Raw genomic sequence first — 23,144 nt, forward strand, 5'->3', positions numbered from 1 at the left:
TTGTTTTTTATCTTTCATAGTTGAAATAATCTGCAATGATGAAGAAGATCAAATCCCTAAGCATTTTGGAAATTATTGGATTGGTATTTTCCGTGTATGTTATTGTCCGGTTTATTGTTTTTACTGTAAATGCAGCTCTGGACGGCTGGAACAATCCATTTTAAGCCATAGAACCTGAATTATAATAAACCTGACAGGTTTTGGAAACCTGTCAGGTTTGTTTTTAGGGTTATCCCTACGACAAACTAATGAAAATTATAGAAACTCATATAGTCCCTGCAATTGATGATAAAATCAGGTTACAGGAATATGCAGTTTCTATTTTTGAAACCATTCCATCCCGAAGCGGCATTAAAAAAGCTATTAAACGGAAAGAAATCCTGCTCGATGGCAAACCCGCAAGTACATCCGACTGGATAACAGAGGGACAGAAGATCGAATTACTACAGGCCGAAAATGGTAAAAAAAAGACCTTCACTTTAAAGCTTGAAGTTTTATATGAAGATGAAGATTTGGCAATTATCGATAAACCTTCAGGTATTCCTACCAGCGGCAACTATTTTAAGACTGTTGAGAACGCGCTGCCCTTTAATTTGCAAATTTCAGCTAAAAAGAGTGCTCTTCCTGCTCCTTTACCTGCTCACAGGCTCGATAATCCCACTAGCGGAGTCCTGATTTGTGCTAAAACAAGACCGGTACTTATTAAAATTCAGGAAATGTTTCAGAAAAAAGAAATTCAGAAGACTTATCTGGCGTGTACTACGGGTCGAGCCCCAAAAATGGCAATTTTCGACTCACAGATTGAAGATAAACCTGCAGTTACACGAATTGAAGTTCAGGAATACTTCCGAATTGACAATTTGGAGTACTCGCTTTTGAAAGTATTTCCGGAAACAGGAAGAACACATCAGATCAGGATTCATTTATCCCAAAATGGGCTTCCGATCGTTGGGGACAGGCAGTACGGAGGAGAAATTCAGCAAAAATTTAAAGGCTTGTATTTGGCTGCAATAGGTATAAAATTAAAGCATCCTGTCAATGAAAAAATGTTGGTTGTAGAACTTCCACTTCCGAAGAAATTCTTAAAAATAGAGACTCTGGCGCAGACTCCTTAACAAAAGTTTACCACAAACATGTACTGTGCCAAAGCAAGTATAGCTTTGTTTTTCTTATTTTTGTAGTAAAGCCGAAGGAACTTTATGCTTAAGCAACAATTAAATTTCAAATTATCTCAAAAACTGTCTCCACAACAGATCCAGTTAATGAAACTGATCCAATTGCCTACCCAGGCTTTTGAACAGCGTTTAAAACAGGAGATCGAGGAAAATCCGGCTTTAGAGGATGGAAGGGAAGAATCGGCAGACGAGTTTGAAGATAATTTTTCTAATGAAAATGATACTGAGGATGATAATTATGACGAAGCATTAGAAGATTTTAATGTTGATGATTATTTGAGTGATGATGAAGTCCCCAGTTACCGGTTAAATGCCAATAATTATAGTGCAGACGATGAGGATAAGCAGGTGCCTTATGCATCTGGAACCTCTTTTACCCAACATTTAAAAACTCAGTTAAGCACCTTCAGATTTAATGAAACTGAACAGGAAATTGCGGAATTTCTTGTGGGTAGTGTAGATGAAAGCGGATACATCCGCAGGTCTGTTCAGGATATTGTAGATGATCTTGCCTTTACGCAGAATGTCTATACTGACGAGGATACCGTTGAAAAAGTATTACAACGCGTGCAAAAATTGGATCCTGCAGGAGTGGGCGCCAGATCTCTTCAGGAATGTCTTCTTATTCAGCTTAAAAGGAAAGAAAGTACTGAGTCCGTTTCTCTGGCTTATGATCTTCTTGAACAGTCTTTTGATCACTTCAGTAAAAAGCATTATTCCAAACTTCTGTCCAAGCACGATATTTCTGAAGATCAATTGCGGGATGCCATAGAGGTTATTGAACATTTGAATCCTAAGCCCGGCGGTGCCTTTTCAGGAAATACAAGAATGACAGAACATGTTATTCCTGATTTTACAATAAAAATCGTTGATGGCGACCTGGAATTAAGTCTTAACGGAAGAAATGCACCAGAGATGCATGTTTCCCGTGACTACAGCGATATGCTGAAAGGCTACAAAGATTCGAAGAAAAAGACGAGAGAGCAGAAGGACGCCGTAATGTTTATTAAGCAGAAGCTGGATGCTGCAAAATGGTTTATAGAGGCTATTAAACAGCGACAGCAGACGCTGATGGTTACCATGAGCTCTATAATGAATTACCAGAAAGAATATTTTTTAAGTGGCGATGAGCGCAATCTAAGGCCAATGATCCTTAAAGATATTGCCGATGAAATTGAGATGGACGTTTCTACCGTCTCGAGGGTGGCAAACAGCAAATATGTTGATACTCCCTATGGAACGAAGCTGATAAAGGAATTCTTCTCAGAATCTATGAAAAATGATCAGGGTGAAGATGTTTCCACCCGGGAAATCAAAAAGATCCTGGAAATATCCATAGAGGAGGAAGATAAAAAGAGGCCGCTTACGGATGAAAAACTCGCAAAAGTTCTTAAAGACAAAGGTTATCCAATAGCACGGCGAACAGTGGCAAAGTATCGTGAGCAGCTGGATATTCCTGTAGCCAGATTACGTAAAGAAATTTAATGAAACTCTTGCTTAAAAGTGCATCTTACGTTTTTCACCCCCTATGGATGCCATTTGCAGGAAGCCTGCTCTATTTTATACTTACCCCACGATTTTTCCCTATTGAGCTTATTAAAGTAAAAATGCTGGCTATTGCTATCATTACGCTATTTATTCCAATTGTTTTTTACTTTCTCCTGAAAAATTTAGGCAAGGCCAGTTCGCTTTTTCTAAGTGATGTACAGGAACGAAGATGGCCGCTCTTCTTTTTTATACTACTCAACCTGATGATACTTTTTCAGGTTTTGAATTCCTATAATTATCCCGCTCTTTACTTTTATTTTGTAGGTATTCTTTTCTCTACAATAACCTGTTTTATAATGGCCATCTTCCGCGTAAAAGTCAGTTTACATCTTGTAGGCCTCTCGGGGCTAACAATGTTTATTGTAGCACTTGGAGTTCACTTTCATCTAAATCTTATTTTTACTATTGCTTTTCTTTTCACCGCTTTAGGCCTTACCGCCTCCTCCCGTCTTTTCTACAAAGCACACGACAACCTTGAGCTTTTACTGGGTTTGTTTATAGGCCTTATACCACAGCTGATAGTAGTAAATTACTGGCTATAATATATAAAACATAAGACCCATTTTTAGCGTGGAAAGCTCTACCTGCTCATCCTGAATGTAGGCATCTTCAAAAAATGAATTGAGACTGTAGTAGAAATGGAAATTAAAGGTGTTATAACCGAAGGTAAAGGTTGCACCTAACCGAAACCTGTCGAATTCCGGAACCTCTGTCTGAACCACCTGATTAGCCTCCTGGACAAAGTTTGATTTCAGATGATATACATACCCCAGCCTTAGTCCGGTATAAACACGCCAGAATTTATAGCTCGTAGGAGTTGATGTTCTCCATCTAAATTCTATTGGCGCCTCAATAAGCTGGGTGGTAAACCTATTTGTGTCGTAAGAAATATCATCATCGAGGCTTCTAAAAATAGATTCTCCCGCCTCTGTTTCACCTATAAACAGATTTTGCCCATAACTATTAAGTGACCAGCCTAAACCAATTCCCAAAGCAACATTGCGGCGCGAATTGATAGGAAAATCCCTAATCAGACCCACGTGAAATCCACCTGAAAAGCCAGATTGCTCAATAGATTGTGATTTATTTGTAAGAAGGTTAAAACTAAAACCTACATAAATCTGATCTTCCCGATATACACTATCTATTACTGTTGGAATAGTATCTCCAACTCCTATAAACAGATCCTGTTCTTCCTGACAAAACGATTTGCCGTAAAATACCAGAAAAAAAAAGAAGAAAAACAATTTGGCTTTCATTGAGGTGATGAGGTTTCAGCATAAATATAAAAAAACATCCTGTTCAAAAATATGAACAGGATGTTTTTAAAAGCTTTATTTTCTAAAAAACTACTACAAATTCTTAGTCGCGTCACCAGGAATTACAGTGTAGTTAATCTTAAGGGCTTCCGCCTTTCTAAGTTCTTGTTTAATATCAGACACAAGTCCCATGTTAGTCTCGCCATCAACTTTAAGAGCTGTGGTCAAGTATGGTACAAGCTCCTCTCTCTTTGCTTCTCTCTCCTGGAAAATAAATTGCTGAACTTCAGAAACGTTCGCGAACTTATCATTTAACTGAATACGCGCTTCACTTCCAAACTGAGCCTGATATCGCTGACTTGGTTTCCCAGCATAGATATACATGATAAGATCCTTTTTATCTAACTTTTCTACCTGGTCTGCAAATGGTAATTTATTCTGTACCATTAAGGTATTTTGACGCATTACCGTAGCAACCATGAAGAAGAAAAGTAACATAAAAACGATATCCGGTAAAGAAGCGGTATTTACCGCTGGTAACTCTCCACCTTTTTTCTTCTTAAATTTAGACATAATAGTAAATTAAAATTTTTAGTTCAAAAAGCTCATTAGCTCTTTTTCGGCTCGGCTTCAGACAATTTCTGTGGTATCATATTCTTGATAACCTCAATTCTCTCTTCCAATTGCTCCTTGTCTCCGTTGTACCTGGGATCAGAATAAGCCGCCTCCATTTCATTAAAGCTAACGTTATAAATTCGCTGAGCTTCTCTGTTTCTTAGGAAATTATATGCTGCAACAAGTTCGTTCTGAACTGCAATATATGTTCCATACTCCGTACCACGGTTATTCTGCAAAGAGATAACAGCTTTTTGCGGATTTACAGATAACTCTGGATCTGCGGGACCCTGACAAAAGTCACAAGCCTCATCTCCAACTCCCCCACCATTGTCCAGGAAGACTATAGCTGCCTGGCGCAATTCACCGATTTCCATGTTTTCGTCTTCCACAAGCAGTTCATTGTTGCTATTCACAATTACTTCAAAGACGTTACGCATCTTTAATACCGGTGGTTCCACATCTTCGTCCTGCCATGGCGGAAGCTTCCTGCTAATACCCTTATCTGTTTCAATGGTTGTAGTAACCAGGAAAAAGATCAGGAGAAGGAAGGCAATATCTGCCATAGAACCTGCATTAACTTCTGGTGATGCTCTTCTAGCCATAATTTATTTTATTAATTTTCTCACTCCTGAGAGTATCATCGCTCCCACTGCAATAGCCGCAAGAATATAGAAAGTAACAAGACCTGCACCCACCCAATGTGAACCACTGGCAGACAGAACATCTCCGTCTTTAAGCACTATCTCGTTTCCATCAGTTATCACGTAAGCGACAATAACAATTACCGCAAAGGCGCCCACAGAAATAAGAGTATTTTTTATGTTTCCTCTAAATAGTCCGGCGATTACAAAAATAACAACCAAAACTACAACTATTGCCATAACTATGTAGGCTACCCACATAAAGGGATCCAACACGCTGGCTTGAAGATCGGCTGATGCATCAATCGCATCATCACCCGCCATAATGATCCTACCCAACAGGATAAGCCCAATTACACCGATGACTAAAGCCAAATATTTTAATATCTTATGTAAGGTCATAATTTATTTTGGTCTTAAATTCTTTTTCTGTTTTTGTAATCTACCAACATATCGATAAGTATAATAGAAGCATCTTCCATATCGTTAACGATACTGTCTATTTTAGCGATAATATAGTTGTAAAAGATTTGAAGTATAATTGCAACAATCAGACCAAATACCGTTGTTAAAAGTGCTACCTTAATACCTCCGGCAACTAAGGATGGCTGCATATCCCCGGCGGCTTCAATTCTATCAAAAGCCTGAATCATACCAATTACCGTACCCATGAAACCAAGCATTGGTGCCAGAGCGATAAAAAGAGAAACCCATGATACATTCTTCTCAAGCTGTCCCATTTGCACTCCACCGTAAGCAACAACTGCCTTTTCAGCAGCCTCAATGCTTTCATCTGCACGGTCAAGACCCTGGTAATATATAGAAGCCACAGGACCTCTTGTATTTCTACATACTTCTTTAGCAGCTTCAACACCACCGCTCTTTAGAGCATCTTCAACATCCTGTGCTAACTTTTTAGTATTTGTTGTAGAAAGGTTCAAAAAGATAATCCTCTCAATCGCAATGGCCAAACCAAGAATTAAACAAAGAAGCACAATCCCCATGAAGCCAGGACCACCTTCTATAAAACGTCGTTTTAATTCCTGATGAAAACCGGCAGTCTCTTCTTCGCCTACTTCATCAGCCGCCGCAGCATCCTCGTCTTGTTGCACAAAGGTTACCGTAGTACTCGGCAATGTATTAACACTGTTTGCCGCATTAAGATTTACGGCTCCAAGCACCATAATCGCAGCGATTACCAAAATAGAAAATAATCTTTTCATTACTGTTTGTCTTAATTTAATTAGTTAAAGGGTAAATATAAAAATAATTTTTCAATAAAACACTTAGCAGAGAGGAAGGGATTCGAACCCTCGATACGCTTGTGGCGTATACACACTTTCCAGGCGTGCGCCTTCGACCACTCGGCCACCTCTCTATTAAAATGTTGAACTCAAATGTTAAACGGTGCGGCAAATAACAAAAAAAATAATACATCATCAAGCATGCTGCGTTAATTTTTAAGCCATTTCACCCCTTAAAGATGTTTCAAATATAGTTTTAAATACTTTGGCTGATAAATTTTTTGTCAATAAATACATCATTTTTCCAACAGCAGCCTCTGTTGTAATGTCTTTTCCCGAAACCACGCCAATTTTTTTAAGCTCCATACTGGTCTCATACTGACCCATTGTAACACTCCCCGCAATGCATTGCGTAACATTTACTATTCTGAGTCCCAAAGATATTTTTTCCTTCAGTATATTGAGAAACCATTCGTCATTAGGGGCATTCCCACTACCAAAAGTTTCGAGAATTACACCTTTTAAATTTTCTTTCGACAGCATATGTTCGACTGTGCTTTTACTTATGCCGGGGAACATCTTAAGAATAAGAATATCATTATCCAGATGTCTATGAAGTTTAAGTTTCTGTTTCCGGTCCGGCTTCCACAAATCAGTTTCATGTACTGAGAGATAGACGCCAGATTCAGCTAAGGGTGAATAATTCGGCGAAGCAAAGGCCTGAAAATGTTCAGCATTTATTTTTGTGGTACGATTGGCCCGATATAATTTATACTCAAAATAAAGCCCTACTTCAGAGATTACAGGTTTGCCTTTCTTCCGAAGACCGGCAATCTGTATACTTGTGATTAGATTCTCTTTTGCATCAGTCCTTAGATCTCCTATTGGTAATTGAGATCCGGTAAAGATTATCGGCTTACCGAGATTTTCAAACATAAAACTCAATGCAGAAGCTGTGTAGGACATTGTATCACTCCCGTGCAGGATTACAAAACCATCGTATTTGTCGTAGTTCTCTTCTACAGTTTCTGCTATTTGAAGCCAGCCATCAGGATTCATATTAGAAGAATCCAAGGGATCCTTAAAACTTAGGGTCTCAATTTCGTGTTCCAGAAGTTTTAATTCCGGAATATTCTGCAGTAATTCATCAAAATTAAAGGCTTTAAGAGCACCTGTATCATAATCTTTTATCATGCCAATGGTCCCCCCGGTGTAAACTAACAGGATCCTAGCTTTCGTTTTCATACAGACCTTCTTTGTTAACTACAGGATTTGCATACATAAGCAGATAACTGTTAACTTCAAGGGAATTCTTAAGATCTACTCTACGCATAAGCCTTCTTTCAAATTGTCTCTTTTGTTTGTCTGAATATTCAGAACTATATTTCCCATGATTCTTTAGTAAATCATAAGCAATATAATTTGCAGGCCATAATTTGTAATTATTGTGTATCTCCTGATCAATTTTCTCTGCCACGACTTTTATCTGATCGTTTACAGAGCTTTGCTGAGCTTCAATTTTAGCAAAGATTTCATCTTCCATTACTCCGCAGGCACTAATATGGATTCTTCCTTTCTGGCCTAATGCCCCCTGCATAATTGAATTAAAATCTTCGTTGGCAGATTTTACATAAGTTTCCTTCATCCTTTTTGCCATGATTTCTGGCATCTTCAGAATATCTGTAGGATCAAACTCATAAGAAATAGCAACAGGAACTATATTAAGTGTCGAAAAATACTCACAAAGACTCATATCTTTCTTGGCCATTGCCAGCATCTTTAAAACCCCCTGTTGTGTATGGTCGCTACCGTCTTTTGTCCGCCCTTCCCGCTGCGCCATCCATACTGAACGATTATCTTTAAAGTGCAATTTTCTTATGTACTCTGAAAGTTTCAGAGAACTTTTCAGCATTTCCCTTGGACCGAGCCCTCTCAGAACTAGAAAGTTTCTGTTCAGCTTTGAAAGTGCCAAAAGAAAAGGTTTCCGCACCAGGTTGTCGCCAATTGCAGAAGCAGTCATTATCAAGTCATGGTCGTATAAAGTATAATTCAATAACGACGTATCCAGTATAATGTCCCGGTGATTAGAAATAAAGAAATAAGCCTGATCTTTCTGTAAATTTTCAAACCCACTGTAAGTAAGACCTTCAGTGCTTTTTTCCAATACCTTATCTACAGAGTGATAAATAACCCTGGTCTGAAAGTCCCTGATGGACTGACACTGAAGTACCAGCTCCTCAATTTCGGAAAATTCCTTTTCCGGAAAAGTAAACTGAAGTAAAGCCTTTACCATTGGATGCCTTACATATTGCCGCAAGGCCTCCTCTACTTCCTCATCTTTATAAAATCTTATATCCTCAAATTCTTGCACAAAATTCTCATCTTAGCATGCCCGGCGGGCACTTATTAAACCAAAAAGCCTTTGCATGGCAATATAAGCAAACAATGTTAATGGCTTATACCGGCAAATAAACAAAATATAAAACAAGAAATAATTACCTCCCAAATATTACTTCTGAATTTGCGGTAGTTATCTCTGCAACTTCCTTTAATTCAATCTTATATATTTCGGATATTTTTTTTGCTATTTCTTCAAGAAAGACCGGTTCGTTTCTTTTTCCGCGGAAAGGAGTTGGTGCGAGATAGGGTGCATCTGTCTCCAAAACAATATCCTGAATAGGAATTTCATTTAGAAACCTGTTAATTTTGCCATTTTTAAAGGTCACCACCCCACCAATACCGAGTTTCATATTATAAGACAAGGCCTTATGCGCCTGCTCCAGGGTTCCTGTAAAACAATGAAAAATCCCAAAGAGATCATCTGCTTTTTCATTTTCCAAAACTTCAAAGACCTCATCGAAGGCATCCCGGCAGTGAATAACTATTGGTAATTTGTATTTCTTCGCCAACTGAATTTGTTTCCTAAACGCCTCCTGCTGAATTTGCAGGGTACTCTTATCCCAGTGCAGATCGATTCCAATTTCTCCAACAGCACAGAATTCTCTCTTTTTAAACTGTTCTTCGACATGATCAAGTTCATCTTTATAATCCTCCTTTACATGCGTAGGGTGCAGACCCATCATTAAGAAAATATTATCAGGGTAATCCACCTCCAGATCGTACATAGCCTGTGTATATTCTGAATCTATAGCCGGAATAAAAAATCTTTTAATACCCGCATCTATCGCTTTTGCAATTAATTCCTTCCTGTCTTCATCAAAAGCTTCGCTATATAAATGGGTATGTGTATCGGTTAAAATCATAAATGCAAAAATAATTTATTTTGAAGACCTATCTTTGTGAAAAAAGAAAGAATGTCAACTTTAAAGAAATTGCTTGAAAAGAAAGGGTACCAGCGTATAAAATTTAAGTACACGAAGACAAACCATATAGAGATAGTAGCTAAAATAAACAACATCGAGGGTAATTTTATTCTTGATACCGGCGCCTCAAGCACCTGCGTAGGAATGGAAGCAGTGAAACATTTTGAATTAATTGCTGAAGATAGTGACGTAAAAGCAGCCGGAGCCGGAGCCACAAATATGCTCACCCAGATCGCCCAGAAGAACAGAATAGAAATTAAAGGCTGGAAGAAGAAGAAGGTAGATCTGGTACTTTTTGATCTAAGACATGTAAACGAAGCCCTTGTGAATCATGAAGCTGAAAAGGTTCATGGTATTATAGGGGCAGACATTTTAAAACGAGGAAAAGCGGTAATAGACTACGGCAAAAAAGCCCTTTATCTTAAATGATGCAAAAAAGGGGGGAATTTCCCCTTTTAAACTTAGGAGTGTTAATTTACCTTTACCTGAAATAAAGTAAACCAAAATTCCTGTCTTATCAAAAACAGAGTTCTCACACCGGCTTTTCTTACGATCTTGATGATTGCCATAGCTGCTGTGCTGTTCTTAAATTTATTTAATTTATTTTTCTTGTTTTAATCTTGCCTGTAAAATAGCAGAGGCAGCATTAATTAAATGCTGCCTCTATTCTTTTAATTTTTAAGCTATTTAGAGTTCCAGAGATCTCTTCACATCGTTATCCATCAATAACTCCTCCGGATTCTCCAGCGCCTCCTTTACTGCTACGAGGAAACTTACAGATTCTTTCCCATCAATAATTCTATGATCATAAGATAAGGCCACGTACATAATTGGACGTATTTCCACATGACCATCTATAGCTACCGGCCGCTCCACGATATTATGCATTCCCAGTATCGCACTTTGAGGAGGATTAATAATTGGAGTAGAAAGCATAGATCCAAAAACACCTCCATTAGTTATAGTAAAGGTACCACCTGTCATTTCATCCACAGTGATATTTCCATCCCTTGCTTTTAGCGCCAGACGCTTCACTTCAGCCTCCACACCTCTGAAACTCAAGTTTTCGGCATTTCTCATTACAGGAACCATTAAACCTTTAGGCCCGGATACCGCTATACTGATATCTTTATAGTCATAATTTACCTGATAATCTCCATCTATCATGGAATTTACATCAGGGAATAATTCCAATGCACGCGTAACGGCAAGCGTAAAGAAGGACATAAATCCTAAACTCACTCCATGCTTATCTTTAAACTCTTCTTTAAATTTTTTCCGAAGTGCAAAAATCGGAGACATATCTACTTCATTAAAAGTAGTTAACATAGCCGTTTCAGTTTTCGCACTAACCAGTCTTTGTGCCACTTTACGACGCAGCATGGACATTTTCTTCCGAGATTCACCCCTGTTTCCGGTTCCTGGTGTTCCCATAGAAGCTTTTGCTTCTACGGCATCATCTTTTGTTATCCTGCCATCTCTTCCAGAACCTTTAACCGACTTTGAGTCTATTCCTTTTTCATCCAAGATCTTTTTGGCCGCAGGAGAAGGGCTTCCACTTGCGTAACTATCTTGCTTCTGAGAAGGAGTGCTGGACTTTGAAGGCTCTTCGGTCTTAGCAGGAGCCTCTTCAGAACCTGTTTCCTCCTTATCCAATTGTTTTTCACTTCCGGAACTTGCTTCTTTGCTTTCCTTTTCCTGCTTTTTCGCCTCTTTATCTTCCCCTCCCGGTTTTTCGGCATCAGTATCAATAAGGCAAACAACCGCACCAACAGCAACAGCATCACCTTCTTCGGCTTTCAAAGTGATTATTCCACTGGCTTCTGCGGGAAGCTCCAGTGTAGCTTTGTCACTATCTACTTCGGCAATTGCCTGATCTTTTTCTACATAATCTCCGTCTTCCACTAACCATTGTGCTATTTCAACTTCGGTGATGGATTCCCCTGGAGAAGGAACTTTCATTTCTAAGGCCATGATCTTAATTTTTATTTTGATTTCTGCCGAAACAGAAATTTTTATTCTTAATTATTAAATTGATTCTTCTAAAGATTTATCGAAAACACCGGCAATAACCCGGTCGTGACGTCTTTTAAAACGCACAGAACTTCCTGCTGCAGGCGATCCATAGAATTTCCTACTGCATATCCTCATATTCCTGGCTTCATCAAAATGCAATAGTAAATGACCATAAGCCCCCATATTTCTTGGTTCTTCCTGCGCCCAAACAAGATCATCTGCATTATTATATTTCTGCATTGTCTCCTTCATCTTTTGGACAGGAAGAGGGAATAGTTGCTCCACCCTAACCAGCGCTACATCATCACGATCGTTCTTTTCCCGATGATCCAGAAGATCATAATAGAATTTACCTGTACAGAAAACTAAAGTCTTTACTTTCTTGACATCGGCATTACCTTCATCTATAAGAGGCTGAAAACTTCCGTTAGCAAATTCTTCTTTAGTAGAAATTACTTTCGGATGCCTGAGAAGACTTTTGGGAGTAAACACAATAAGGGGTTTTCTGAATCCAGCTTTCATCTGCCTTCGTAACAGGTGGAACATATTTGCCGGCGTGGTAATATCGGCAACATACATATTATCCTTAGCACAGAGCTGAAGAAAACGCTCCATTCTACCGGAAGAGTGCTCTGCACCCTGTCCTTCATAACCATGCGGCAGCAGCATTACCAATCCATTCTGAAGTTTCCACTTATCCTCGGCTGCAGAAATGTACTGATCTATCATAATCTGCGCACCATTTACAAAATCACCGAATTGCGCTTCCCAAATTGTAAGTGTTTGTGGACTTGCCATTGCATATCCATAATCAAACCCTACAACACCATATTCAGACAACAGGGAATTATATATAAAAAATTCTCCTTTTCGTCCTTCAATATTATTATGTAATATTATCTCTTCTTCACTGTCCTCTACCTTCACAACCGCATGACGATGTGAAAAAGTTCCCCGCTCACTATCCTGGCCGCTAATACGAATATGATAACCCTCTGTCATTAATGAACCGTAAGCCAGGTGTTCAGCCATAGACCAATCCAACTGGTTGGTTTCAAAATACATCTTATGACGAAGATTTACCAGCTTATCAATTTTACGAAGAAATTTTTTTCCTTCAGGTAACCTGGACACTGCTTCTGCAACTTTATCCAGTTTATCAATATCAAAGGTAGTATCCACCTCCTCCATCATTTTATCTTCCTGTGCATTTTCAAAACCTTCCCATTCGTCCTGCATGAATGGAGTTATTTTGGTTTTATCTTCTTTGCGGGAATCTTCCAGATTCTCTTCCAGTTTTGCTTTATATTCTTCTTCAAGTTTCTTTATAAAACCATCGTCAATCACACCTTCTTTTTTAAGCCTATCAGCATAAAGATCCCTGGTATTCTCCTGTTTAGCTATGGCTTTATAAAGCTTTGGCTGGGTAAAACGTGGTTCATCTCCTTCATTATGACCATATTTCCTGTAACCAAGAAGATCAATAAATACATCACGGTGGAATTTCATTCTAAAATCCAGTGCGAATAACATCGCATGAACCACAGCCTCGGCATCATCTGCATTTACATGTAAAACCGGAGACAAAGTTACTTTTGCAACATCTGTACAATACGTAGAGGATCTTGCATCGAGATAATTGGTAGTGAAACCAATTTGGTTATTAACTACTATATGTATCGTACCACCGTTTTCATATCCTTCCAGTTGTGCCATTTGCACGACCTCATACACCACTCCCTGACCTGCAATTGCAGCGTCACCATGTACCAGAATCGGTAATACTTTAGAACTGTCGCCATTATAACGGCGATCTTTTTTTGCCCGGGCAATACCTTCTACTACAGGCCCTACTGTTTCCAGGTGAGAAGGGTTAGGCGCGATATTAATGTTAATATCGTTGCCATTATCTGTTGTACGGCATGAAGTCCACCCAAGGTGGTATTTCACATCACCGTCAAAAATATCCTGTTCGTAATCCTTACCGTCAAATTCACTAAAAATATCCTTGGCACTTTTCCCGAAAATGTTTGTAAGGGTATTAAGACGGCCCCGGTGAGCCATTCCCATGACAAAATCTTTTATTCCAAGTTCGGCTGCCCGCTCTATTAATGCATCCAGTGCAGGAATTAAACTTTCTCCTCCTTCCAGGGAAAAACGTTTTTGCCCCACATACTTGGTATGTAAAAAGCTCTCAAAGGAAACAGCCTCATTTAACTTTCTAAGGATCTGTTTCTTTTGATCTCCACTAAACTGTGGGTGGTTTTCGTTAATATTAAGTTTATTCTGAATCCATTGGATTTCCTCCGGCTTCCTGATAAACATATATTCCACACCAATAGATTCACAATAAATCTTTTCAAGGTGACTAACTATTTCTTTAAGGGATTTAGGACCTATACCTAAAATCTCACCTGCGCTAAAAGTAATATCCAGATCATCCTTAGAAAGACCGAAATTTTCGATATCCAGGGTTGGCCTGTATTTTCTTCTTTCCCTTACCGGGTTCGTTTTTGTAAATAAGTGTCCTCTTGTCCTGTATCCGTCGATCAACCGAATTACCTGAAATTCCTTAACTACATGCTCAGGAATTTCTCCTTCTTCAAAATTTGCGGGAGCAGATTCCAGGATTTCCCCGGCAACTCCATCCTGCTGCATTCCAAAGTCAAAGCCCTGAAAAAAAGCCCTCCAACTGGGCTCTACACTATCAGGATATTTTAAATATTGGTCATAAAGTTCTGCGAAGTATGCGGTATGTGCGGCATTTAGAAATGAAAATCTATCCATAATTTGAAACCAATGTTTCTTTTAATTGTAATAACAAAAATACAATTTTTAAAAAAAAGGACCTTGCCGTATCTAATTTTTATACTACGTATTATAATAATTTAACATAGAAACCACCAGACCCCTATCAAAAAGTAGCTTATTATGATTTTTGACTAAAAAATTCTACACCTCCCTTTCCATCAAAGACTCACCAAATTTCCTTAAAAGTTCCTTCTTCTCCCGGGGAATATTTATTTTTTCCAGAACATCAAATGCTTTTTTGGTATATTTTTTTATCTCCTGCCGGGTTAACTCAGACGCTCCACTGGACTGGAAAATATTTTTCACCGCTTCTATTTTTTCTGAACTATCTCCCGGATTTATAGAATAAAGATGCTCCAATTGTTGTCCTTCACTTTTTCCCGAGGTCTCCAAAGCCTTTAAATAAAGAAAAGTTTTCTTATTCTCAATAATGTCACCTCCAGACTGTTTCCCAAAGGTCTCCGGATCTCCAAAAGCGTCTAGATAATCATCCTGTAATTGAAAAGCAATCCCCAGGTAACGACCGTACTGATAAATAGCCTCCTTACATTCGGGGCTTTCTTCAGCAATGATAGCCCCCATTTGCAGAGAAGCACCTACAAGGACCGCTGTTTTATACTCGATCATCTTTATATACTCCTCTATACTTACATCTTCCCTGGTTTCGAAATCTATGTCGTACTGCTGACCTTCACAAACCTGGATAGCTGTCTTTGAAAAGAGTCTGGCCAATTCTTTAAAAATTGGGTTATCATAATTTTCAAAGAGCTGATATGCTTTTATAAGCATGGCATCCCCGGAAAGTATGCCAGTATTCATATCCCATTTTTCATGCACGGTAGGACTCCCACGTCTAATGGGGGCATCATCCATAATATCATCATGAACGAGGGAAAAATTATGAAAGATTTCAATGGCAAGAGCTGCATCAAGCGCCTTATGGTAATCGGTATTAAATATTTCGGTTGCCATAAGCAGAAGTACCGGTCGAAGCCGCTTCCCTCCCTGGGACAGAATATAAACCATTGGCTCATATAAGTTTTCTGGCTCCTGTACTCTTATTCTTTCCTCCAGATATTCTGAAAATGCTTCCCGATATTGAGAAATAGACAGCATAAATTTTCAATTTTCAGCTAAAATACCACAATTGAAGATAATTCAAATTTTGGTCTTATGTTAAATTACAGTAAACTCTGGAAACTATATTTGTTTTTAAAGTTTCCTGATAGTACTTTTGGCCCTTCAAATTTTTAAAAATTGAGAGAAAAGATTTTAATTACAGCAAGTGATATGTTTTTAAGCCTGGGGTTTAAAAGCGTAACGATGGATGATATTGCAGATAAGCTGGGAATTTCAAAAAAAACTATCTATACACACTTTTCCACCAAAAATAAATTGGTACAGGCTACTATAATGCATCTTTTTGAGGTAATACAAACCGGCATTGATGAAATAAGGGCTCAAAGGAAAAATCCAATTGTTGAGCTTTATGAGATCAAAAGGTTCACTATGGTTTATTTGAAGGATGAAAAAGCATCTCCACACTATCAGCTTCATAAATATTATCCAAAAATAGCACAGCCAATCGAAAAAAAATATTTCGATGTGGTACAGGACTGCGTTACAGACAACCTTGAGCGCGGAATCGAGTCGGGACATTATCGTTCAGGCATACCAGTATCTTTCATAAGCAGGATTCATTTTCTTGGCATGTCAGGAATAAAAAATCCAGATATTTTCCCTCCGGAAGAATACAGCAAGCCAAAGCTAATGGAAAACTTTCTGGATTATCACCTCCACGCTATATGCACCCCAAAAGGATTAAAAACTTTAGAAGAATTTAAAAAGAGTCATGAAAATTTTAAATAAGCTTAAACTAGCGTCCACCGCAATTCTATTTTCGCTGCCCGTCCTCTCGCAGGAGCAAAACCAGGTGCCGGAATACAACTTATCCCTTGACGAAGCTATAATTTTTGGGCTGGCAAATAACTACAACTCCAGAAATGCACAAAAAGATGTGGAAATTTCACTAAAACAAAAGTGGGAGATCATTTCCCAGGGTTTGCCTCAGATTGGTGGTAATGTAGATTACCAGAACTTCTTACAACAACCGGTGACCCTGTTGCCCGCCGCCGCTTTTGACAATACCCAGAGTACGATAGATATTGTACAGGATTACTTTCAAAATATTCAGAGGAACGATGTCCCGGTAAATGCACCACAAGGTTTTATTCCGGTTCGGTTTGGTACAAAACAGAGCGTGAACGCAACTGCCACCTGGAACCAGCTTATTTTTGACGGTTCATATATCGTCGGGATCCAGTCGGCCAGGACACTTTTGGAAATTTCAGAAAATGCAAAGACCAAAACAGATCATGAGGTAAAAAGGGCAATTATTAATGCATATGGAAACGTATTATTAGCTGAAGAAAGTGCAGAAATCCTGGAACGGAACGAAGCTACAGTTCAGAAGAATTTTGAAGAGACCAGCATCCTCTATGACAACGGAATGACAGAACAGGAAGATGTGGAGCAACTTGAGATAACACTTCTTGGACTACAAAACAATTTAAACCGAAGCAGAAGAATGCGTGACATTGCTTATGAGATGCTAAACCTTACTCTAGGCATTCCCGTTGAGGCTGAAGTCACTTTAACTGAAAACCTTGATGAGCTTACGATGGAATATTTTGATTTAGCATTGCTTCAAAAGCAGATCCCTGTTCGGGAAAATATAGATTATCGTATTGCAGAAAACACAGCTGAAGCTGCCAATATTGAAGTTAGACTAGAGAAGGCCAAGGCACTGCCTACTTTATCTGGATTTGTAAATTATGGGGTCCAGGGCTTCAGTGAAACATTTTCGTTCCTACAAAGCGATCAGGAGTACTTTGATCAATCAATTTTAGGTGTGACCTTAAATATTCCAATTTTCAGCAGTGGGATGCGAAGTTCCAGAACACAACAAAAACAAATCGCTTACGAGCAGGCACTCATCGAACTTGAGCGTACAGAAAATGAAGTAAAGAATCAGATTAATTCTGCCAAAACCGAATACGAATTCAGCCTGGAAAATTACCAGAATATGAAAAGAAATCTGGCACTGGCTGAACGCATCGAAAATAAAAATCAGATTAAGTTTTTTGAAGGTCTCGCGAGCAGCTTCGAACTTAGTGAAGCGCAAAGACAACTATACAGTGCACAGCAAAACCTACTACAGGCAATGCTGGATGTAATCGTTGCAAAGGTTGAGCTGGAAAATTTACTGGACACTACAAAATATAACAATGAAGATTAACAGGTACATTATAAATTCACCAATGAGAAAATTAGCCGTTTTACTAAGCCTTCCGTTTATACTAAATTCCTGCGGAGAACAGGAAAACAAATCCGTAGATGCTGTTATTCAGGATGGCGATTTAAGCGAGATAAGACAAAGAAAGTCGGAGTTAAGCCAGGAACAAAATGAGCTTACAAAACAGATTAACCGGCTGGACGAGGCAATTAACCAACTCGATGAGAACCGTAGCCGTCCACTGGTAAATATTCAACCCGTGGAAGATACTGTTTTTAAGCATTACGCACAGGTACAGGGAGATGTATCTACAGATGAGAATATTATTATATACCCTGAAACATCAGGGCTTCTTGCAGATGTTCGTGTAAGTGAAGGACAGGAAGTTTCGCGTGGGCAAACATTGGCAGTAGTTGATGACGGCGGACTGGCGAGTGAGCTGGCACGACTGGAGACACAGTTATCCTTGGCAAAGACTACTTTTGAACGCCAGGAGCGGTTATGGAACCAGAATATAGGATCAGAAATGCAATACCTCGAGGCGCAATCCAATTTTGAAGCTACACAAAATGCCGTTAACCAGGTAAGAACCCAACTTGCGAAAAGTACCATCAAAGCTCCCTTCAGCGGAATTATTGATGAAGTATTAATAGAACGAGGTGAGGTTGTATCTCCCGGACAAAGTCAGTTATTTAGACTGGTAAGCTTACAAAATATGTATGTTGAAGCGAATGTCCCGGAGAATTACCTCAACCAGATATCAGCAGGAAGCGAAGTAATCGTGGAAATTAATTCAATTGGAAAAGAATTTACAGGTAAAATACAGCGGGTAGGAAATACAATTAATCCAAATAACCGAACCTTCAGAATAGAGGTAGCCATTCCTAATGAAGACAAGATGATAAAACCAAACCAGATTGCCACGGTAAGAATTAACGATTATACCAATGAAGATGCCATCGTTGTTCCCGAGTATGCAGTGCAGCAGAATCCGCAAGGGGAAAACCTTATATACGTGTGGGAATCACAGGGAGAAAACACTGGTATTGCGAAAGAAGTAGCTGTAGAAACGGGTTATGTTGCCAATGGTGTCATAGAAATTACGGCAGGTTTAGAACCTGGCACTACTATAATTACCGACGGCAGCAGAAATCTTCGTGACGGTCAGGAAATAAAAATCAGAAATTAATTATTTGCAATGAATAAAATAGATAGGGACTTTAAACTTTCTTCCTGGGCTATAGACAACAAGATGACGGTGTACGTTATCATGGCCATTATCCTTATTGGGGGTCTAATGTCTTATTATGCCATGCCCCGGGAATCTTTTCCCGAAGTTATTACGACAGAGATTTATGTAAGTTCAGTAAATCCCGGAAATTCTGCAGAAGATGTAGAAAAGTTCATAACTGAACCTCTGGAGGAAGAGTTTAACGATGTTGCCGGCATAAAGGAAATTACTTCAACTACATTGCAGGACTATTCTTTGGTGATTGTAGAATTTGAGGACGACATAAATGTAGATGTTGCCAAGCAAAAGATAAAGGACAAGGTAGATATGGTGAAAGCCGAAACCACATGGCCTACATTGGACAATGGTGCTAAAGTCGAACCTAATGTCTTTGACCTTAATATTTCTGAAGAGCAATCTATCCTGAACATCAACCTAACCGGAAATTATACCGTTCAACAGCTTAAGGATTATGCTGAATATCTTCAGGATCGTATTGAGATATTACCTGAAATAAAAGAAGCCAATATCCAGGGTGCCGAAGATATGGAAGTTGAAATAGCTGTGGATATTTACAAGATGTCAGCTTCAAAAGTAAGTTTTTCAGATATTATAAATGCTGTAAGTGCAGAAAACCGAACAATTTCCGGAGGGAATATTATCACAAGCGGTGTACAAAGAAACATAAGGATCCTTGGTGAAATTCAAGATCCTGATGAACTTGAAAATGTAGTGGTAAAACGGAATGGAGGAAATGTTTTTTTACGAGACATTGCTGAAATTAATTTCAAGGAAAAAGACCCTACCACTTATGCGCGTGAGTATGGCGACCCCGTTGTAATGCTGGATATAAAAAAACGTAGTGGTCAAAACATGGTGGAGGCCATCGAGAAAATTAAGGATATCATTGCTACAGAGCAAGCTGAATATCTGCCGCAAAGCCTACATATAAGTCTTTCCAATGATCAGTCTACAAACACAGAAAAGCAGGTAAATGATTTGGTAAATAACATCATTTTCGGGGTTATCCTGGTTGTTCTGGTACTAATGTTCTTTTTAGGTTTCAGAAATGCTCTTTTTGTAGGGCTGGCAATTCCGCTTTCCATGTTTTTATCCTTTATAGTACTTTCCAGTTTGGGTTATACCCTTAATACCATGGTACTTTTTGCACTGGTAATGGGTCTGGGGATGCTTGTGGATAACGGGATTGTCGTCGTGGAAAACGTCTACACACTTATGGACCAGGGAATGTCCAGGAAAGAGGCTGCAAAACAAGGAATGGGTGAAATTGCATGGCCAATTATCGCATCAACTGCCACTACTCTTATGGCCTTTTTTCCTCTTGCATTATGGCCTGGAACAGTAGGAAAGTTTATGATGATTTTTCCTATTACCCTTTCAATTGTATTGGGATCCTCGTTATTTGTGGCATTAATTATTAATTCCATGCTTACTTCAGAATTCATGAAAACCGAAGAAGAGGAATTGAAGAAGAAAAAGCTCATAAGGTACAGCGGAATTATGGGAGGTGTCGGTCTTTTGCTTTTAATTCTTGGTTATATAGTTCCTTCCGGTGCTCTCCGTGCTTTTGGAAACCTATTAATCCTGAGTGGAATTTTATTATGGGTTTACAAATACGTACTCGCGGGAGGAGTAGAATTCTTTCAGTTCCGTGCTTTAAAAAAACTTGAGAATTCTTACGAGAAGACTTTAAAGTATGCTCTTAGAGGGAAAAAGGCCTATGTGTTCTTCTTTGGAACTGTATTAATGCTTTTCCTGTCTATAGTTCTAATTGCCCTTGTACAACCAAAGGTGTTATTTTTTCCTGAGAATGAACCCAAGCAAATCATTACATATATTGAATATCCGGAAGGTACGGCTATTGAAAAAACAAATGAGCTCACAAAGCAGGTAGAACAACAGATTTTTGAGGTCATTGAGAAATATGAAGATGAAGATGGCTACAACTTTATGGTAGAATCTGCAATTTCACAAGTAGGACAGGGCGCCGGAAATCCACAAACTGATGGTGGCCAACAAAATAATATGCCTCACAAAGGAAAGGTTACGCTTTCTATGCGTGAGTTTCAAAAGCGAAGGGGCGTTTCCAGCAGCAAGGTGCTTTCTGAGGTTCGTGAAGCAGTACAGGGATTCCCGGGAGCGTCTGTAATTGTTGAGAAAGATGCCGCAGGACCTCCCTCTGGTTACCCCATTAATATTGAGCTCAAGGGTGAGAATTACGAACAAATGCTTAATGAAGCTGAAAATTTGCGCTCCTATATTCAGGATCTCAGCATTGCCGGAATAGAAGAACTAAAAATTGATGTGAACAAGGCAAAATCAGAACTTGAAGTTCAGGTGGATCGCCAAAAAGCAGGACAGCTGGGAGTATCTACTGCAGCGGTTGGACAAACATTAAGACGGGCTATTTATGGAGAGGAAGTTTCGACTTATAAAGAAGGAGACGACGATTATCAGGTAAATGTGAGGTTTAATGAAGAAAACAGGTATAACGAAAATGTACTATTTAATCAACCTATTACCTTTAAGGATCAGAGTTCGGGAGATTTAATCCAGGTCCCTATCTCTTCTCTGGTAGATAAAAAATTAACCTCTTCCTTCAGCTCAATAAAAAGGAAAGATTTAAAAAGGGTTATCACCTTATATTCTAATGTATTACAAGGCTACAACGGAAATGAAGTGGTTGAACAATTGAGGACTGAGTTGCAGAATTATGAATTACCCGAAGAGGTGAGCCTTGAATTTACCGGCGAGCAGGAAGAACAAGCCGAAAATATGAACTTCCTTATTAAGGCCTTACTCATTGCATTAGGAGGCATTTTACTTATTTTGGTTGCACAATTTAATTCGGTATCCAAACCGGTGATAATTTTGATGTCGGTATTACTCAGCCTGGTAGGAGTTTTTCTTGGACTGGTGATTTTTCAAATGGATTTCATCATTATCATGACTATGATGGGGATCATTTCACTTGCAGGTATTGTTGTGAACAACGCAATTGTATTGATTGACTATACCCAAATTCTTATAGACCGGAAGAAAGAGGAATTAGGCTTAGAAGAAGACGAGCTTTTGTCACGTGAAGAGTATTTTCATGTAATAGTAGCTGGTGGAAGATCCAGGCTAAGACCGGTATTACTAACGGCCATAACCACAGTACTTGGACTTATTCCTTTAGCCATTGGATTTAATGTAGATTTCTTTACTTTGTTTACAGATTATGATCCGCAGATCTATCTTGGAGGAGATAACGTGATATTCTGGGGACCTTTAGCATGGACAGTAATCTTCGGACTTATTTTCGCAACCTTTTTAACTCTAATCATCGTACCGATAATGTTTTATCTTGTAAACAGGGCGAAAGTAAAATTTAAAAACAAACGTTCGGAAAGAAAGGAACGGAAGCAAATAACTTCCGCATAAAAAGAAAACCCCAAAGCAAATGCTCCGGGGTTTTTTTATATTCTGTAGCTACAGGAACACTAATCACTGCTCACAAGGCCACTTTCATTTTTCCAGCTATTTACTGAAGCAATTTTGCTGTTCTCGTAGTCTACTTCTGTTAAATTTTCGTCAGTCCAAAAAAACCATTTACCAGCTTTTTGACCCGCTTCGTACTGGCCGATCGCTGTCTTTTCACCTCCTTTGTTGTAAGAAACCCACTCCCCATGGAGTTTTCCGTCCTTGTACGTACCTTCCTGTCTAATATTTCCATCTTCATAGTAAAACGTCCCTTTAATTAATTCTCCCTGTTTTTCAAAAACAGGCTCTTTCTCTTGTGCCATGACAGCACCACTAATGGCTAAAGCGCCTATCAGCATTATTTGTTTTATCTTCTTCATCACAGTTCTTATTTAATAATTGCTTTACAAATATACAAGAAAGTTTACAATAAATCAATAATCAGGTAACATTAAATTAACATTAAAGGCTCAAAATACTTATATTCAGCACTTAAAACC

General features: G+C 38.8%; 21 protein-coding genes and 1 tRNA gene. 9 read left to right on the forward strand and 13 right to left on the reverse strand.

What is annotated here, in order from left to right:
- Nucleotides 1–35: 35 nt before the first annotated feature.
- The 4 genes from RM545_RS10010 to RM545_RS10025 all read left to right on the forward strand — a co-directional run bounded on the left by RM545_RS10010 (nt 36) and on the right by RM545_RS10025 (nt 3,265).
- Complete coding sequence (locus RM545_RS10010; RefSeq protein ID WP_311495185.1) at nt 36–164, forward strand: hypothetical protein; 129 nt, start codon at nt 36–38, stop codon at nt 162–164.
- 84 nt (nt 165–248) lie between these two features.
- Nucleotides 249–1,115 carry an RluA family pseudouridine synthase gene (locus RM545_RS10015; RefSeq protein WP_311495186.1) on the forward strand — a complete coding sequence of 289 codons (867 nt, stop codon included), beginning with the start codon at nt 249–251 and terminating at the stop codon, nt 1,113–1,115.
- Nucleotides 1,116–1,199: 84 nt separating this feature from the next.
- Nucleotides 1,200–2,660 carry an RNA polymerase factor sigma-54 gene (rpoN, locus tag RM545_RS10020; RefSeq protein ID WP_311495187.1) on the forward strand — a complete coding sequence of 487 codons (1,461 nt, stop codon included), beginning with the start codon at nt 1,200–1,202 and terminating at the stop codon, nt 2,658–2,660.
- Nucleotides 2,660–3,265 carry a hypothetical protein gene (locus tag RM545_RS10025; RefSeq protein WP_311495188.1) on the forward strand — a complete coding sequence of 202 codons (606 nt, stop codon included), beginning with the start codon at nt 2,660–2,662 and terminating at the stop codon, nt 3,263–3,265. Before rpoN ends, RM545_RS10025 begins: the two co-directional genes overlap by 1 nt.
- On the opposite strand, the gene RM545_RS10030 is transcribed toward RM545_RS10025, so the two are convergent.
- The 9 genes from RM545_RS10030 to RM545_RS10070 all read right to left on the reverse strand — a co-directional run bounded on the left by RM545_RS10030 (nt 3,260) and on the right by RM545_RS10070 (nt 9,748).
- On the reverse strand, nt 3,260–3,982 hold the full coding sequence (locus tag RM545_RS10030) for a porin family protein (RefSeq protein WP_311495189.1): 723 nt from the start codon (nt 3,980–3,982) through the stop codon (nt 3,260–3,262). The two genes, RM545_RS10025 and RM545_RS10030, sit on opposite strands and share 6 nt — an antisense overlap.
- 93 nt (nt 3,983–4,075) lie before the next feature.
- The gene (locus RM545_RS10035; protein ID WP_311495190.1) at nt 4,076–4,555 is read right to left on the reverse strand and encodes an ExbD/TolR family protein; all 480 of its coding nucleotides are present in this window, start codon (nt 4,553–4,555) and stop codon (nt 4,076–4,078) included.
- A 35-nt stretch (nt 4,556–4,590) separates the two neighbouring features.
- Nucleotides 4,591–5,202, reverse strand: a complete 612-nt coding sequence (locus RM545_RS10040; protein WP_311495191.1) for an ExbD/TolR family protein — start codon at nt 5,200–5,202, stop codon at nt 4,591–4,593.
- 3 nt (nt 5,203–5,205) lie between these two features.
- Nucleotides 5,206–5,643 (reverse strand): hypothetical protein, encoded by a 438-nt coding sequence (locus RM545_RS10045; protein WP_311495192.1) that lies wholly within the window; start codon nt 5,641–5,643, stop codon nt 5,206–5,208.
- Nucleotides 5,644–5,657: 14 nt separating this feature from the next.
- Nucleotides 5,658–6,464, reverse strand: coding sequence for a MotA/TolQ/ExbB proton channel family protein (locus RM545_RS10050; RefSeq protein ID WP_311495193.1), 807 nt, complete (start codon nt 6,462–6,464; stop codon nt 5,658–5,660).
- 67 nt (nt 6,465–6,531) lie between these two features.
- Nucleotides 6,532–6,619, reverse strand: a tRNA-Ser gene (locus RM545_RS10055).
- A gap of 82 nt (nt 6,620–6,701) precedes the next feature.
- Nucleotides 6,702–7,730, reverse strand: coding sequence for an asparaginase (locus tag RM545_RS10060; RefSeq protein ID WP_311495194.1), 1,029 nt, complete (start codon nt 7,728–7,730; stop codon nt 6,702–6,704).
- A complete protein-coding gene (locus RM545_RS10065) occupies nt 7,714–8,856 on the reverse strand; it encodes a 1-acyl-sn-glycerol-3-phosphate acyltransferase (RefSeq protein WP_311495195.1) in 1,143 nt (380 codons plus the stop codon). Before RM545_RS10065 ends, RM545_RS10060 begins: the two co-directional genes overlap by 17 nt.
- A gap of 124 nt (nt 8,857–8,980) precedes the next feature.
- Nucleotides 8,981–9,748, reverse strand: a complete 768-nt coding sequence (locus tag RM545_RS10070; protein ID WP_311495196.1) for a TatD family hydrolase — start codon at nt 9,746–9,748, stop codon at nt 8,981–8,983.
- 51 nt (nt 9,749–9,799) lie between these two features.
- Between RM545_RS10070 and RM545_RS10075 the strand changes: the two genes are divergently transcribed.
- Nucleotides 9,800–10,237, forward strand: a complete 438-nt coding sequence (locus tag RM545_RS10075) for a retropepsin-like aspartic protease family protein (protein WP_311495197.1) — start codon at nt 9,800–9,802, stop codon at nt 10,235–10,237.
- 258 nt (nt 10,238–10,495) lie between these two features.
- Here the strand turns inward: RM545_RS10075 and odhB are convergent, their stop codons facing one another.
- The 3 genes from odhB to RM545_RS10090 form a co-directional block, all read right to left on the reverse strand.
- Nucleotides 10,496–11,782 (reverse strand): 2-oxoglutarate dehydrogenase complex dihydrolipoyllysine-residue succinyltransferase, encoded by a 1,287-nt coding sequence (gene odhB / locus RM545_RS10080; RefSeq protein ID WP_311495198.1) that lies wholly within the window; start codon nt 11,780–11,782, stop codon nt 10,496–10,498.
- Between the two features lie 54 nt (nt 11,783–11,836).
- Nucleotides 11,837–14,611: a 2-oxoglutarate dehydrogenase E1 component gene (locus RM545_RS10085; protein ID WP_311495199.1), complete on the reverse strand. Its 2,775-nt coding sequence runs from the start codon at nt 14,609–14,611 to the stop codon at nt 11,837–11,839.
- A 165-nt stretch (nt 14,612–14,776) separates the two neighbouring features.
- Complete coding sequence (locus RM545_RS10090; RefSeq protein WP_311495200.1) at nt 14,777–15,751, reverse strand: polyprenyl synthetase family protein; 975 nt, start codon at nt 15,749–15,751, stop codon at nt 14,777–14,779.
- Nucleotides 15,752–15,892: 141 nt separating this feature from the next.
- On the opposite strand from RM545_RS10090, the gene RM545_RS10095 reads away from it, so the two are divergent.
- Genes RM545_RS10095 through RM545_RS10110 form a run of 4 tightly spaced genes read left to right on the forward strand, consistent with a single transcriptional unit; the run spans nt 15,893 to nt 22,605 of the window.
- Nucleotides 15,893–16,504: a TetR/AcrR family transcriptional regulator gene (locus RM545_RS10095; protein ID WP_311495201.1), complete on the forward strand. Its 612-nt coding sequence runs from the start codon at nt 15,893–15,895 to the stop codon at nt 16,502–16,504.
- Nucleotides 16,488–17,933 carry a TolC family protein gene (locus RM545_RS10100; protein WP_311495202.1) on the forward strand — a complete coding sequence of 482 codons (1,446 nt, stop codon included), beginning with the start codon at nt 16,488–16,490 and terminating at the stop codon, nt 17,931–17,933. The genes RM545_RS10095 and RM545_RS10100 overlap by 17 nt, the downstream gene beginning before the upstream one ends.
- Complete coding sequence (locus RM545_RS10105) at nt 17,923–19,119, forward strand: efflux RND transporter periplasmic adaptor subunit (protein WP_311495203.1); 1,197 nt, start codon at nt 17,923–17,925, stop codon at nt 19,117–19,119. The genes RM545_RS10100 and RM545_RS10105 overlap by 11 nt, the downstream gene beginning before the upstream one ends.
- A 9-nt stretch (nt 19,120–19,128) precedes the next feature.
- Entirely contained in the window at nt 19,129–22,605 is a 3,477-nt protein-coding gene (locus tag RM545_RS10110) for an efflux RND transporter permease subunit (protein WP_311495204.1), read from the forward strand.
- Nucleotides 22,606–22,664: 59 nt separating this feature from the next.
- Here the strand turns inward: RM545_RS10110 and RM545_RS10115 are convergent, their stop codons facing one another.
- Complete coding sequence (locus RM545_RS10115; protein WP_311495205.1) at nt 22,665–23,024, reverse strand: toxin-antitoxin system YwqK family antitoxin; 360 nt, start codon at nt 23,022–23,024, stop codon at nt 22,665–22,667.
- Between the last annotated feature and the right edge of the window lie 120 nt (nt 23,025–23,144).

It is taken from the genome of Autumnicola lenta (assembly GCF_031846515.1).
GTDB classification, from domain to species: Bacteria; Bacteroidota; Bacteroidia; order Flavobacteriales; family Flavobacteriaceae; genus Autumnicola; species Autumnicola lenta.